This is a genomic window from Kitasatospora sp. HPM-01-4 (assembly GCF_051374625.1).
GTDB lineage: Bacteria > Actinomycetota > Actinomycetes > Streptomycetales > Streptomycetaceae > Kitasatospora.
Window position 1 is genome coordinate 5,908,464 of record NZ_JBPQGP010000005.1, and the last position, 13,709, is coordinate 5,922,172.

At 72.8% G+C, this 13,709-nt stretch carries 10 protein-coding genes and 1 pseudogene; 6 read left to right on the forward strand and 5 right to left on the reverse strand.

Annotated features, from left to right (window positions below):
• Positions 1-220: 220 nt before the first annotated feature.
• The 4 genes and pseudogenes from ACSMTC_RS25630 to ACSMTC_RS25645 all read left to right on the forward strand — a co-directional run.
• Complete coding sequence (locus ACSMTC_RS25630) at positions 221-1,027, forward strand: hypothetical protein (protein WP_436562055.1); 807 nt, start codon at positions 221-223, stop codon at positions 1,025-1,027.
• Positions 1,028-1,272: 245 nt separating this feature from the next.
• Positions 1,273-2,118, forward strand: a complete 846-nt coding sequence (locus ACSMTC_RS25635) for a DegV family protein (RefSeq protein WP_436562056.1) — start codon at positions 1,273-1,275, stop codon at positions 2,116-2,118.
• 1,031 nt (positions 2,119-3,149) lie between these two features.
• Positions 3,150-3,776: a ComEA family DNA-binding protein gene (locus ACSMTC_RS25640; protein ID WP_436562057.1), complete on the forward strand. Its 627-nt coding sequence runs from the start codon at positions 3,150-3,152 to the stop codon at positions 3,774-3,776.
• 1,033 nt (positions 3,777-4,809) lie between these two features.
• Positions 4,810-6,219: pseudogene (locus ACSMTC_RS25645) on the forward strand (ComEC/Rec2 family competence protein); the annotation flags it as partial.
• Positions 6,220-7,109: 890 nt separating this feature from the next.
• Here the strand turns inward: ACSMTC_RS25645 and ACSMTC_RS25650 are convergent.
• On the reverse strand, positions 7,110-7,373 hold the full coding sequence (locus ACSMTC_RS25650) for a hypothetical protein (protein ID WP_436562058.1): 264 nt from the start codon (positions 7,371-7,373) through the stop codon (positions 7,110-7,112).
• 84 nt (positions 7,374-7,457) lie between these two features.
• Here ACSMTC_RS25650 and holA point away from each other — a divergent pair, with 84 nt between their 5' ends.
• A complete protein-coding gene (holA, locus tag ACSMTC_RS25655) occupies positions 7,458-8,453 on the forward strand; it encodes a DNA polymerase III subunit delta (RefSeq protein WP_436562059.1) in 996 nt (331 codons plus the stop codon).
• Between the two features lie 122 nt (positions 8,454-8,575).
• Here the strand turns inward: holA and ACSMTC_RS25660 are convergent, their stop codons facing one another.
• From ACSMTC_RS25660 to ACSMTC_RS25670, 3 genes are all read right to left on the reverse strand, one after another.
• Positions 8,576-9,187 (reverse strand): hypothetical protein, encoded by a 612-nt coding sequence (locus ACSMTC_RS25660; protein ID WP_436562060.1) that lies wholly within the window; start codon positions 9,185-9,187, stop codon positions 8,576-8,578.
• Positions 9,188-9,710: 523 nt separating this feature from the next.
• Complete coding sequence (gene rpsT, locus ACSMTC_RS25665) at positions 9,711-9,974, reverse strand: 30S ribosomal protein S20 (protein ID WP_436562061.1); 264 nt, start codon at positions 9,972-9,974, stop codon at positions 9,711-9,713.
• A gap of 156 nt (positions 9,975-10,130) precedes the next feature.
• Positions 10,131-10,436, reverse strand: a complete 306-nt coding sequence (locus ACSMTC_RS25670; protein WP_436562062.1) for an antibiotic biosynthesis monooxygenase family protein — start codon at positions 10,434-10,436, stop codon at positions 10,131-10,133.
• A gap of 191 nt (positions 10,437-10,627) precedes the next feature.
• On the opposite strand from ACSMTC_RS25670, the gene lepA reads away from it, so the two are divergent.
• On the forward strand, positions 10,628-12,496 hold the full coding sequence (gene lepA, locus ACSMTC_RS25675) for a translation elongation factor 4 (RefSeq protein ID WP_436562063.1): 1,869 nt from the start codon (positions 10,628-10,630) through the stop codon (positions 12,494-12,496).
• Between the two features lie 65 nt (positions 12,497-12,561).
• On the opposite strand, the gene ACSMTC_RS25680 is transcribed toward lepA, so the two are convergent.
• A complete protein-coding gene (locus ACSMTC_RS25680; RefSeq protein ID WP_436562064.1) occupies positions 12,562-13,629 on the reverse strand; it encodes an NAD(P)/FAD-dependent oxidoreductase in 1,068 nt (355 codons plus the stop codon).
• Positions 13,630-13,709 lie beyond the last annotated feature (80 nt).

Sequence of the window (13,709 nt, forward strand, 5' to 3'; positions counted from 1 at the left end):
GCGGGCTCAGGGAAGGGCCGTTCCTGTCTCCGGGGGCCGCCCTGTCGCCTCCGGACCTCTCGGGACCGCTTCCGGACCTCTTCGGGGGTGTGCCGCCCATACCGTGGGGGATGTCCCTGAAGGGCCCCTGATCTACGGCGGGATGTCCGTTTTGCGAATTCCCCCGGAGACGGGGAAGGCTACCGTGGAAGACCTTGACGGGTGTGGAAGGTGGCTGGTGATGGACGCGATCGGCGTGGTGCTCGGCTTGGTTCTGCTCTTCGTGGGGGTCGCGCTGACCATGCTGGTGGTCGGGGCGGTGAAGGCCACCAAGAGGGTCGCGGCAAAGGTCGGTGAGCACGAGGCGAACGCCCGCCGCGCGGTGGAGAACGCGGCACTGAAGGCGAAGACCTTCACCAAGCCCGGTCCCGTGGGCCGGATTTCGGCGGTCCGCCTCTCGCTGCGGACCTCGTTGGAGAGCACCCGCAAGGTGCTGGAGGCCGGTCTGCCCGAGGACGGCCAACTCACCGAGGCGCTCCAGCTGCTGACCAGGCTCGAAGCGCACGCGGCCGAGCTGGACGGCGAGTTGCGGACCCTGGAGCGCGAGCCCGACCAGGGGCGGGTCGCCGCCAAGCTGCCGGAGCTGGCCGAGCGGGCCGAGCGGATCACCCACTCCGCGGAGTCGATGCGCTGGGCCGCGCAGGACCGGATGCAGCGGTTCGCGGACGACGAGCTGGCGCGGCTGAGCGAGGCCTGTGAGGCCGAGGCGGGGTCGCTGAGGCACTGGGAGCCGGCGGCCGCGGCCGAGTCCGAGCCGGTGGCCGCGTCGGAGCCGGCCGGTGCCGGCGGGTTCACCTCCGCCGCGCAGGGGCAGACCGCGGACCGGAGCCAGGCGCCGGGGCAGACGTCACCGAGTGCGGGACGCAAGGGGCTGAGCGCGGGGCGCCAGCCGAGCGCCGAGGACGTGCTCGGGCTCGCCGCCGAACCGCTGGCCCGGCTCGCCGAGCGCCTGCGCAAGCCCTCGACCGGCAGCACCTCGGCGGGCTGACGCCCCGGCGCGGGGAGCCCTGGCGCGGGGAGACGGTCAGGGCGCGGCGACAGGGCGTCAACGGGGCGCCGAGGTGCTCGCCCCGGCCTCGGAGCAGGCACACGACCCTCCCCGGGCAGGGGCCCGGCCGCTCTCCGCGGACCGGACGCGGACCGGACGCGGACCGGACGCGGAACGGAGCCGCGGCCACTGCGGCCCTCGACCGCGACTGTCTTCTGTGCCGGACGGGGAGTAACCTCCGGCTCATGCCCGACCGCCTCGCACTCGTCACCGACTCGACGGCCTATCTGCCGCAGGAAGCCGTCGACCGGCACCGGATCGCGGTGGTCCCGCTGAGCGTCGCGGTGGGCGACGAGGTGCTCGCCGAGGGCGTGGAGATCTCCCCGAAGGACGTCGCCGAAGCCCTGCGCACCAAGCGCAGGGTCACCACCTCCCGCCCCAGCCCCGAGACCTTCGCTGCCGCCTACCGTGCCGCCGCCGAGGAGGGCTACGCCGGGATCGTCTCGGTGCACCTCTCGGCCGAGCTCTCCGGTACGTACGAGGCCGCGCGGCTCGCCGCCGGTGAGGCGGGGATTCCGGTCCGGGTCGTCGACAGCCGAGTGGTCGGCATGGCGCTCGGCCACACCGTGCTGACCGCCGCGCGGGCGGTGGAGGCGGGCCTGGGCCTGGACGAGACGGTCGCCGCCGCCACCGCCCGTGCGGAGAAGACCAGCAGTTTCTTCTACGTGGACACCCTGGAGCACCTGCGGCGCGGCGGCCGGATCGGCGCCGCACGGGCGCTGCTCGGCTCGGCGCTCGCGGTGAAGCCGCTGCTGCACCTGTCCGGTGGCCGGATCGAGCCGCTGGAGAAGGTCCGGACCGCCTCCCGGGCGATCGCCAGGCTGGAAGAGCTCGCGGTCGAGCGGGCGGGAACGGCGGACGTGGACATCGCCGTGCACCACCTGGCCGCCGGGGAGCGGGCGGAGCCGCTGGCGGAGCGCCTGCGGGAACGGATCCCCGGGCTCAGGGACCTCTACGTGGGCGAGGTCGGCGCGGTGATCGGCGCACATGTCGGGCCCGGACTGCTCGCGGTGGTCGTCTCACCGCGCTGAGGGACGGCTGCCGGGGCCGGGTGCGGCGGGGTTCTGCGGTCTCGGGGCCTTGCGGGTTCGGGGTCTCGCGGTGTCGGGGCTTTGCGGTGCTGAGGCTCCGGGGCTCTGATATCCCGCAGCGCTGACACCCTGGCATTCCGGCTGAAACTCACTCGTTCGGGCGACAAGAGATATCCACAAGCCCGAGTTATCCACAGGAATTCGATCGGTCCGGGGTGGGGCACCGATCCGCTCGTACCGTCCTCGCCATGAGGACGATGACGCCGGGCGCCACCCGCCGCCGTGAGACCGCCGAAGCTGTCCGGGGTCGGATGGCCAACCTGTTCCTGACCGACCAACCGCCACCGCAGCCGCTCCCGGCCGGGCACGGCGGTCCCCCGGGTGGGGCGGCTGCGCCCGGGGCCACCCGGCGGAGGGCCACGCGCCCTCGGCCCGGTTCCCCGCCGAGGGCGCCCGCCCCCGCGAACGGGCCAGCCCCCGCGAACGGGCTGGCCCCCGCGAACGGGCCGGCCCCCGCGAACGGGCTGGCCCCTTCGATGGCAGATGAGCCGTCGGAGTCGGATCAGCTCCAGGAGCCGGATCAGCCCGCTGAGCAGGATCGCCCCTTCGAGCCGGGACAGCCGTCGGGCGCTGCGGAGCCCGAGGCCGGATCCGCCGACGGGCGGGCACCGTCGTCCGGTGCCGCTGCCGCTCTGCCTGTTCGCAGTGCCGCATCGCCGTTGCGGTTCTACGAACGCCGCGCGGCCGGTCTGCCCGAGGCTCCGTCCGAGGCGCCCGCCAGGTCGCCGTCCAGCGTGGCCGAGGCCGGCGGGCGGTGGTCCGCCGCGCTCGGCGTCCTCGATCCTGCTGTCCTCGATCCTGCTGTCCCTGAGCCCGCTGTCCCTGAGCCCGCTGCCGCCGAGCCCGCTGCCCCGGATGTCGCCGACCGGGCGCCGATGTCCGCCGGTCGTCACGCGGCTCCACCCGATGCGATCGCCCACCCACCCGGGCCACGGCGCCGACGGGTGCGGCTGCCGATGCTCCATCCCGGGTTGGCACTCGACCGGAGGGCGGTCCTCGGGCTGGCCGTGCTCCTCCTGCTCGCCGTCGGCTACGCCGTGCAGCACTTCTGGCTCGGGCGCCCGGAGGCGGTGGCGATCCCGGCCGCCGTGGCCGGCGCGAGTCCCACGGTGGCGCCCGTGCCTGGTAGTGGTGGCGATCCATCGGCATCGTCGTCCCCCGCGTTCTCGCCCCCGGGGCCGTCGGGAGCGGCGGTGGTCGTTGAGGTGGCGGGAAAGGTCCGGCATCCCGGGCTGCGTACGCTGCCCGGCGGGTCCCGCGTCGCCGATGCGGTGAGCGCCGCAGGCGGCCCGCTGCCGGACACCGACACCATCGGTCTCAACCTCGCCCGGTTGCTGACCGACGGCGAACAGATCGTGGTCGGTGCCCCAGCCGGCCAGCCGCCCCCGGCCGCCGCCGGGTCGAAGACGCTGCTCAGCCTGAACCAGGCCACCGCCGAGCAACTCGACGCGCTGCCGGGAGTAGGGCCCACCCTGGCCCAGCGAATCGTCAACTTCCGTCAGGAGCACGGCGGATTCCGCTCCCTTGACCAGCTCCGGCAGGTCAGCGGTATCGGTGCCCGCAAGTTCGCCGACCTACGTCCTCTGCTCACGCTCTGACGCGCTGTCCCTGCGCCGCCTTCCGCCGCCGCCTACCGCTGACGCCATCCCCTCCACCGCCGCCTACCGCTGACGCCATCCCCTCCACCGCCCGCATGCCGCTCGAACACCGTCCGCAGACCGCCCGAGGGAGGTGCACGTGATCGCCCTGTCCGAGGCCGCCGCCCTGTACCGCTCGCCCGCGAACCGCGAGCCCGCCGACCTCCGCCTCATCCTCCCGGCGCTCTCCGCCTGGGCTGCCGCCTTCACCGTCCTCGGTCTGGCGCCGGAGCAGCGATCGTGGTGCCCGCCCCTGGCCGCGCTCGCTCTGGCCGTCTCGCTGCTGCTGCTCCTGCGGCCGGTCGAGCGCTACCGGCGCACCTGCCTGCTACTGGCCGCCGCCATCCTCACCGCCTCCGTCGCCACGGTCACCACCCTGCTGCACACGGCCGACCTCCACCGGGGGCCGCTGCCCGCCCTCGCCCACCCACCGGCCTCCGCCTCCGTGGGTGTTCCCGATCCTGCCGATCCCGCAGTACCGTCCGGCGGTTCCGGCGCCTCGAAGGCGGGGCCGCCACCGGAGCTGACCGTCAGTCTGACCGTCGCGGGAGACCCGAAGGCCCACACCTCCCACACGCGTGGCACGAACCCGGGGCAGTCACTGCTCACCGTGGCCGCCATCGTCGACAGCGTCACCCTGCCGGGGGCCCCGAACGCGACGGGCGCAGGGGCCGGGGCCGGGGCCGGAGCCGGATCCGCGCCCGCGTCCTCGTCCGCCCGTCCGCCTCGAAGGCCGACCGCGACGCCGCGAGGCATCCCGGCCCGGGTACCGCGGGGAATCTCCGCCGGGGCATCGCCTAGGACCTCGACCGGGGCGCAGACCGGGGCGCAGTCCGGAGCGCAGTCCGGAGCGCCGACCGAGCGTCCTCGTACGGTCCGGACGCGAACGCCCGTGACCGTCATGGTCCGTGCGCAGGACGCCGACGCCTGGCGCGGTGTGCTCCCCTCCACCCGGCTGCGCACGGACGTACGCGTGCTCCCCGCCCGCGAAGGCATGCGGAGCACCGCCGCGGTCCTGCTGGTGCGCGGCCGTCCCGAGCTGCTCGCCCCGCCGAGTCGGCCGCAACGGCTGGCCGGCCGACTGCGGTCCGGTCTCCGCGCGGCCTGTGAGCACCTGCCGGCCGATGTCCGGGGGCTGCTGCCCGGCCTGGTCGTCGGCGACACCTCGCGACTCCCCGACGACCTGAACGAAGCCTTCCGTGTCACCGACCTCGGCCACCTGACCGCGGTCAGCGGCGCGAACCTGATGATCGTGCTCACCGTCCTGGTCGGAGCCCCCGGCCACGCGGGCACACCAGGTCGCGGTGGGCTGGCCGGCCGCATCGGTCTGCCGCTGCGCGTCACCGCCGTACTCGGTGCCGGGCTCACGCTGGCGTTCGTCACGGTCTGCCGACCGGATCCCAGCGTGCTCCGAGCCGCCGCCACCGGCCTGGTCGGGATGCTCGCCCTGGGCACCGGACGGCCACGGCAGGCGCTTCCGGCACTGTCCGCGGCCGTACTCGCACTGGTCCTCGTCGATCCCTACCTCGCACGCTCGTACGGGTTCGTCCTGTCGGTGCTGGCCACCACCGGCCTGCTCACCCTCGGCCCGCGCTGGATGGCAGCGCTGATCGAACGGCGATGGCCGCATCACCTGGCCACCGCCGTCGCGGCCACGGCCGCCGCACAGGCGCTCTGCGCGCCGGTCACGATCCTGTTGGCGCCCCGGATCAGCCTGGTCGCGGTCCCGTGCAACCTGCTGGCCGAGTTCGCCGTCGCACCGACGACCCTGCTCGGGTTCGCCGCTCTGGTGGCCGACCCGCTGTCCCACGCCGCCGCACGCTTCCTGGCCGATCTGGCGGCCCTGCCCGTCGTCTGGCTGGCGGTCGTCGCACGGACCGGCGCCGTCCTGCCGGGTGCCCAACTCGCCTGGCCCGAAGGCCTGTTCGGTGCCGTGCTGCTCGCCCTCGCAACGGTCGCCCTGATCTGGGCGGCCCGCCCCTTCCTGATGTCCACACGGCTGACGGCCGCACCCGCCCAATCACCGGTCCGGCGGTCCGGCGGTGCGGCCATGTCCGCCGGTGCCGGTCCGAACAGGTTCGCCGCCCACCGGCTAAGAGCTGCCCTGGTGGTAGCCCTGGGCCTGCTCCTGCTGCTGGTCCTGCTGCGCCCGCCCCTGCTCACCAGGATCGCCACCGGCTGGCCGCCGAAGGGCTGGCAGCTCGTCATGTGTGACATCGGTCAGGGTGACATGACCGTGCTGCCCATCCGCTCGGCCGACGGTGAGGCTCCGGACAGCGCGATCGTGGTGGACACCGGGCCCGATCCGCACGCCGCCGACACCTGCCTGCGCGATCTCGGCATCACCAAGGTGCCGCTGCTGATCCTCAGTCACTTCCATGCCGATCACGCGGAGGGGTTGCCCGGAGTTCTGCGCGGCCGCCGGGTCGGGGCGCTCCAAGTGACCACGCTGGATGCGCCGGCGGGGGAGCACACCCGGGTGGTCGCCTGGGCGGCCGCGGCCCATGTCCCGATCGTGCGCGCCCGACGCGGTGAACACCGCTTCGCCGGACCTGAACTCTCCTGGGACGTGCTGTGGCCCGACGGTGTGCCCGGTCCCGCCACCCCGGGTCCGAACAACGCCAGCGTCGCTCTGCTGGCAGCGGTCGGCTCCTCCTCGGGGCCGCTTCGAATCGCCCTGCTGGGCGACCTGGAACCTCCGGCGCAGGCCGCTCTGCAGGCCCGGCTGACGCCGCCTCGGGTGGATGTCCTCAAGGTGGCGCACCACGGTTCGAGCCACCAGGACTGGGATCTCGCCGCCGCCCTGCACCCCCGCCTGGCCCTCATCTCCTGCGGGAAGGACAACCCTTACGGGCACCCGGCGGCTCAGACCGTCGCCCGGCTGCGCGCCCTCGGCGCAACGGTCGTGCGAACCGACCAGGTCGGCGACATCGCGATTCTCGGCACCTCGGCCGCGCTCAGTGTCGCGACACATCCCCGGCACCCGGAGTCGCTGGCCCGAGCTCCACCTCCAGCCCGAGCACGGCGGTCCGCCCGAGTGCCACCGCTCGCCCGAGCACCGCCACTTGCGGACTCCGCTGAGCCGGCTTCCGCCGGACCGAATCCTCCGTGCCGTGTGCTGCGCCGCATCGTGTGGTGGCGCCGTACCGGGGGCTCAGGCCCCCAGCACAGCGCCCGTCGGACTTGGTCGGCGGTGTACTACGACTCGCAACGCGCCTCGATCGGCGACGCGTTGGCGAGACCGGGCTTCAGCAGGGGCCGCTCCCCGGCCCCTTGGCGTCAGCCCTCCTCGCGTCAGCCCTCCTCGCGCCAGCCGTCCTGGTCGGCGGCGAGGGCGTCCAGCGCGGTGAGCAGTTCGGCGGTCCAGCCGGTCTCCTCCGGCGGATCCACGACGACCAGCCACTGGACGTCATCGGCATCGTCCTCGCCGGCGAGCGAGTCGCGGACGACTTCGAGTTCGCCCAGGTCGGGCCAGCGGGCGGAGAGCTCCTCGGCCACCTCTTCGGCGGCGTCGCGGTCGGGAAGAACGAGGAGTTGACGGGTGAAGTTCGTGGTCACCGCACCATTGTGCAGATCCCGTCGCCTGCTGGGGAGAGTGGGTCCGGCCGTTGTTGTCGGCGCACCGTGCGATGCTGGTAGGCGATGGCCAGGAAGAGTGCACCCGACGATCTGCTCGCCCCGCTGACCCTCGCGGTCGGACAGGAGGAGCTGCTGCTCGACCGTGCGGTCGCCCAGGTGGTGGCTGCCGCCAAGGCGGCCGATCCGGACACCGATGTGCGCGATCTGGCTCCCGGTGCCCTCCAGCCCGGCGGGCTGGCCGAGTTGACCACGCCGTCGCTCTTCGCCGAGCGGAAGGTGATCGTGGTCCGGGCGGCGCAGGATCTCTCCGCCGATTCGGTGAAGGAGGTCAAGGCGTATCTCGAGGCGCCCGCCGATGAGGTGATCATGGTGCTGGTGCACGCCGGCGGCGCGAAGGGCAAGGGCCTGCTGGACGCCGGTCGCAAGGCCGGTGGCCGCGAGGTGCAGTGCGCCAAGCTGACCAAGTCCGGTGAAAAGCTGGCCTTCATCCGGAACGAGTTCCGCACCCTGGGCCGGTCCGCGACCCCCGAGGCCTGCCAGGCCCTGCTGGACTCGCTCGGCAGCGATCTGCGTGAGCTGGCCGCCGCGTGCAGCCAGCTCACCGCGGACGTCGAGGGCACCATCGACGAGACGGTGGTGGCCCGTTACTACAGCGGGCGGGCCGAGGCGACGGGCTTCGAGGTGGCGGATCTCGCGGTCACCGGGCGGGCGGCCGAGGCGTTGGAGCGCCTCCGCTGGGCGCTGGCGGTCGGCCAGCCCCCCACCGGCATCACCTATGCCCTCGCCTCGGGTGTCCGCAGCATCGGCTGGCTGGCGACGGCCGGCCGGAACATGCGTCCGGCCGATCTGGCCCGGGAGTTGGGCATGCCGCCGTGGAAGGTCGAGCGGGTCCGCCAGCAGATGCGCGGCTGGACGGGTGACTCGGTGGCCACCGCGTTGACGGCGATCGCCAAGGCGGACGCCGCGGTCAAGGGCGGCTCGGACGATCCCGCCTACGCGCTGGAGCGGGCCGTGGTGGCCGTGGCCCGTGCCGCCCGCTCGGGTGCCCGCCCGTACTGACCGTCCGGCGAAGGCCGGCAGGGCCGGCCACCGGTTCGGCCGTTCGGCGAAGTCCGGCCAGTGGTCGCGTGGGTAGCGGCGGGCCGGTCGAGAAGGCCGGGGCAGCCGGCCGGGTGGCGGGATCAGAGTCCGCCGGCGCTGCCGATGATCTTGAGCACATCCCGGCTGTCCATCACCAGCGCCTGCCGCACGGCCTCCTGGTCGGGTGGGTTGCTCCTGCCAGCCTGGTACGAGCCCGACCAGCTCAGGTAGTAGGTCAGGGCGCCGTCGCGCACGTACAGCACCTGGGTGAGGTGGTGCCAGGACCGGTCCGGCTTACCGGAATCGTCCAGAGAACCGAGGTACGCCTCCTGCCCGAGACCGGGCACCGCGGTGATCCGGTACCGGCGCTGTCCCAGGCCGGCCCGCTGGGCCGCGAACTCCGGGCCCGGGTCGGTCGCCTTGTGCAGCTGCACCTCCAGATAGAGCGAGGAGTACTCGTTGTCGCCGTCGGCTCTCTTCCGGTACTGGCTGCAGTACATGTCGTCGCGCGCCGAGTGCCGGGTCGAGTAGTGGTACGGAGCCCCGGACTGGGCGGGGTAGAGCTGGGTGAAGCGGCTCAGCCGGGCGGCGGCGCAGATGTCGTCCACCGTGCGGTAGCCGGCCGGGTTCAGCGACCCGGTGCCGGTCACCAGGTCCGGCACGGTGACCACCGCCGTCGCCCACACCGCCGAGGCGACCAGTGCACCCGCCACGCCCCACCACAGCCCACGGCGTGCCCTCCGCCCGGTCGGCGCGGGTGCGGCCACTGCCGCCGCAGGTGACGGTGGCTGCGGCTGCGGCTGTGGCGGGAAGGGGGAGGGCGGCGGTCCGTAGGCGACGGCAGGTCCGGGGTGTCCGTAGCCGTACCCGGGCCCGGCGTCGGTCGGCGATGACATCTGATGCGCCCCCAGAGGGTGTGCTGCGTGGTCAGTCCACCGAACGATATCGGTGATCGCCCGACTGCACAGAGTCACTGGACGCGATGAAGGGGCGGCCGGGCCCGGGAACGCCGACAGGCGCCACGGCCACCCGGGAAGGGGCGGCTGTGACGCCTGTCGGTTCTGCTGCTGTGTACCGCACCCGCGTGGCGAACGCAGGCCGCGTGCGGTACGGAGTCATGCGCCTCAGTGCGCCGGGTAGAGGGCCGGTTCGCGAACTGAGGAGAGCGGTCGGGTGGGAAGCGGGTAGAGGGCCGCGGTTTCACGCCGACCGGTCCGGGCGAGGCCCGGGGGTGAATCAGGCGGCGGTGTTGACGCGCTTGGTGATCGCCGACTTCTTGTTGGCGGCCTGGTTCTTGTGGATGACGCCCTTGCTGGCGGCCTTGTCGAGGGCCTTGGAGGCGGCGCGGGCCAGCTCGATGGCCTTCTCGGTCTCGCCGGCGGCAGCGGCCTCGCGGGCCTTGCGCAGGGCGGTCTTCAGCGAGGACTTGACGGCCTTGTTGCGCAGGCGCGCCTTCTCGTTGGTCTTGTTGCGCTTGATCTGGGACTTGATGTTCGCCACGAAGGAGCCTCAGTCTGTGATGAATCGGTCTACGGGTGCGCACCCGGTGCTCCTCGGTCTGCTGAGAGGGCATGCCGAGGACAGGTGCAGCGGCCCACGCTACCAGGGGCCCGGGTATCGGCCCAAACCGGCCACGGGCCACCGGCCGCCTTCGGCTCAGGCGGTGAGCAGCGGCTCCCCGTAGTGCTCGACCTCGGGGAAGGGCTCGTAGTACTGGTGCAGCAGCGCCCGCCACCGCTGGTACTCCGGCGAGCGACGGAAGCCCTCGGTGTGGTCGGACAGCGTCTCCCACTCGACCTGCAGCAGGAAACGCGAGCCGCGCCCCTCGTCCAGGCAGCGGCGCAGCTCCAGCCGCCGGAAGCCGCGTTGGCCCGCGATCAGCGGCCTGGCCTGGGAAAACGCCGCAAGGAAGGCCTCCTCGCGGCCGGGCAGGACATCAAGTAGCGCACTCTCGAGGATCATGGGTGCTGATCCTTTCCCGCGCCCGCCCGGTCAGGGAAGTGTTCAGGGGAAGAGCGGGACCGCGCACAGGTCCGGTGTCGTGGGAAGATGGATGGAACCATTTCGATCGGACGAGACCGTCCGGTCCCGGGAAACCGGTCAGCGATGACCCGGACACCCCGGCCCCCGGACCAACGGAGAATCGGACCAAGGTGCCCGCGACCCCCAGCAATGTGCCAGAGCCCAGCCGTACCGACCCGGCGCTGATCCGCAACTTCTGCATCATCGCCCACATCGACCACGGCAAGTCGACGCTCGCCGACCGGATGCTGCAGATCACCGGTGTCGTCGACCCGCGGCAGATGCGTGCCCAGTACCTCGACCGGATGGACATCGAGCGCGAGCGCGGCATCACCATCAAGTCGCAGGCGGTCCGCCTTCCCTGGGCCCCCACGGTCGGTGAGAACGCGGGCACCACGCACATCCTCAACATGATCGACACCCCGGGCCACGTGGACTTCACGTACGAGGTGTCCCGCTCCCTCGCGGCCTGTGAGGGCACGATCCTGGTCGTCGACGCGGCCCAGGGCATCGAGGCGCAGACCCTCGCCAACCTGTACCTGGCGCTGGAGAACGACCTCACGATCATCCCGGTTCTCAACAAGATCGACCTGCCGGCCGCCCAGCCCGAGAAGTACGCCGCCGAGATCGCGCACATCATCGGCTGCGACCCGGACGACGTGCTCAAGGTCAGCGCCAAGACCGGTCTGGGCGTCGAGGACCTGCTGGACGTCGTGGTCGACAAGATCCCCGCCCCGGTCGGTGTGGCGGACGCCCCGGCCCGCGCGATGATCTTCGACTCGGTCTACGACTCCTACCGCGGCGTGGTCACCTACGTCCGTGTTGTGGACGGTCAGCTCACCAAGCGCGAGCGGATCGCGATGATGTCCACCGGCGCCACCCACGAGCTGCTGGAGATCGGCGTCATCTCGCCCGAGCCCAAGGTCGCCGAGGGCCTCGGCGTCGGCGAGGTGGGCTACATCATCACCGGTGTGAAGGACGTCCGGCAGTCCAAGGTCGGTGACACGATCACCTCGATGCACAAGGGCGCCACCGAGCCGCTGGGCGGCTACAAGGACCCGCGCCCGATGGTGTTCTCCGGCCTCTACCCGCTGGACGGCTCCGACTACCCGCTGCTGCGCGACGCCCTGGACAAGCTGCGCCTGAACGACGCCGCCCTGGTCTACGAGCCGGAGACCTCGGTCGCGCTCGGCTTCGGCTACCGCTGCGGCTTCCTCGGCCTGCTGCACCTGGAGATCATCCGGGAGCGCCTGGAGCGCGAGTTCAACCTCGACCTGATCTCCACCGCGCCGAACGTGATCTACCGCGTGGTCATGGAGGACGGCAGCGAGCACACCGTCACCAACCCGAGCGAGTTCCCCACCGGAAAGATCGCCGAGGTCTTCGAGCCGGTCGTGCGCGGCACCATCCTGGCGCCGAACGAGTTCGTCGGCGCGATCATGGAGCTCTGCCAGTCCCGCCGCGGCAGCCTGCAGGGCATGGACTACCTCTCCGAGGACCGGGTCGAGCTGCGCTACACCCTGCCGCTCGCCGAGATCGTTTTCGACTTCTTCGACCAGCTGAAGTCCAAGACCCGCGGTTACGCCTCGCTCGACTACGAGCCCATCGGCGAGCAGAGCGCCAACCTGGTCAAGGTCGACATCCTGCTGCACGGTGACGCGGTGGACGCCTTCTCCGCGATCGTGCACAAGGACAAGGCGTACAGCTACGGCGTGATGATGGCCGGGAAGCTGCAGAAGCTGATCCCCCGCCAGCAGTTCGAGGTGCCGATCCAGGCCGCCATCGGATCGCGCGTCATCGCCCGTGAGACGGTCCGCGCGATCCGCAAGGACGTCCTCGCCAAGTGCTACGGCGGTGACATCTCCCGTAAGCGGAAGCTGCTGGAGAAGCAGAAGGAAGGCAAGAAGCGGATGAAGATGGTCGGCCGGGTGGAGGTCCCGCAGGAGGCCTTCATCGCCGCGCTGTCGACCGACGCGGACGCCCCGAAGGAGAAGAAGTAGCACCACCGCAGGCGGGCCCGGAGCAATGGCTCCGGGCCCGTCGGCGTACCCGCGCCCGGTGTCGGTCACCGCAGCGCGAGGAGCACCCCGCTGACGATGCCCGCCTTGGCCAGGCGCCCGGCCGCCCCGGTGAGGACGGTCGGCCGCATCGAGTCGTCCGGGTGGATCAGCTGGAGCAGGCCGTCCCGCCGGCCGAGGCTCAGGCACTGCACGGAGTAGCGGAAGCCGAAGGGCCGCTCGGTGCGTCCGGCGAGCAGTCTGCCGAGGTACCGGCCCTGCGGCAGGGCGGTGGCGCAGCCCATCCGGAGGGTGCCGACGCCCGGCACGGTGACCGCGGCGGCGTCCCCGATCACATGGACGTCCGGGTGCGAGACGGAGCGCAGCCGGTCGTCCACCACCGCCCGGCCCGCCCGGTCGACGGTCAGCCCGGCATCGGCGGCCAGCGGGGGCACCTCCAGCGAGGCGGCCCAGACGGTGATCTCGGCGTCGATGCCGCCCCGGTCGGTGCGCGGCCCGCGCTCGGTCACGGCGGTCACCGTCTGGTGCTGCCGCACCTCGACGCCGAGCCGGTCGAGGGCCCGCAGGACGTGTGCCCGTCCCCTGGCCGAGAGCCAGCCGCCGACCTGCCCCGCCGAGATGATCCGCACCTGCCACCGGGGGTGCGCCTCGGCCAGTTCGGCGGCCAGTTCGATGCCGGTGGAGCCGCCGCCGACCACGGCCACGGTGCCGGGCCGTTCGGCGTCCCGCAGCCGCCGGTGGATCTCCTCGGCGCGCTCGACGGGGTAGGCGTGCTCGGCGGCGCCGGGGACGTGGTGCCAGGCGGTCCGGCTGCCGAGCGCGTAGACCAGGGTGTCGTACGGGATGCTCTCACCGGAGTCCAGGAGCACCGCGTGCCCGGCCAGGTCGAGCCCGGTGGCACGGGCCCGGCGGTGCTCCACTCGCCGGTCGCGCGACAGCTGCGCGATGGTCGGCCACTGGGCGCCGTGGCCGGCGGCGGTCTCGTGCCGGCGGACCCGGTGCACGAAGCGCTCCTCGGGGGCGACCAGGGTGACCTGGTGCCGTCGGCCCGCCCGGGTGGCGGCGGTGAGCCCGGCGTAGCCCGCGCCCAGCACGACGATCTGTCTGCCGGTCATGGTGTCCTCCCGCTCTGCGGTTGTCCTGTGTGCCCGTTCACGTGTTCGTGAGGGGGACGGGAGGGCGGGGGCGGATGTGA

Excerpts from the sequence above, each read along its gene's own strand:
- ACSMTC_RS25630 (WP_436562055.1), top strand. The coding sequence starts at position 221 with ATGGACGCGATCGGCGTGGTGCTCGGCTTGGTTCTGCTCTTCGTGGGG.
- ACSMTC_RS25635 (WP_436562056.1), top strand. The coding sequence starts at position 1,273 with ATGCCCGACCGCCTCGCACTCGTCACCGACTCGACGGCCTATCTGCCG.
- holA (WP_436562059.1), top strand. The coding sequence starts at position 7,458 with ATGGCCAGGAAGAGTGCACCCGACGATCTGCTCGCCCCGCTGACCCTC.
- ACSMTC_RS25670 (WP_436562062.1), bottom strand. The coding sequence starts at position 10,436 with ATGATCCTCGAGAGTGCGCTACTTGATGTCCTGCCCGGCCGCGAGGAG.
- ACSMTC_RS25680 (WP_436562064.1), bottom strand. The coding sequence starts at position 13,629 with ATGACCGGCAGACAGATCGTCGTGCTGGGCGCGGGCTACGCCGGGCTC.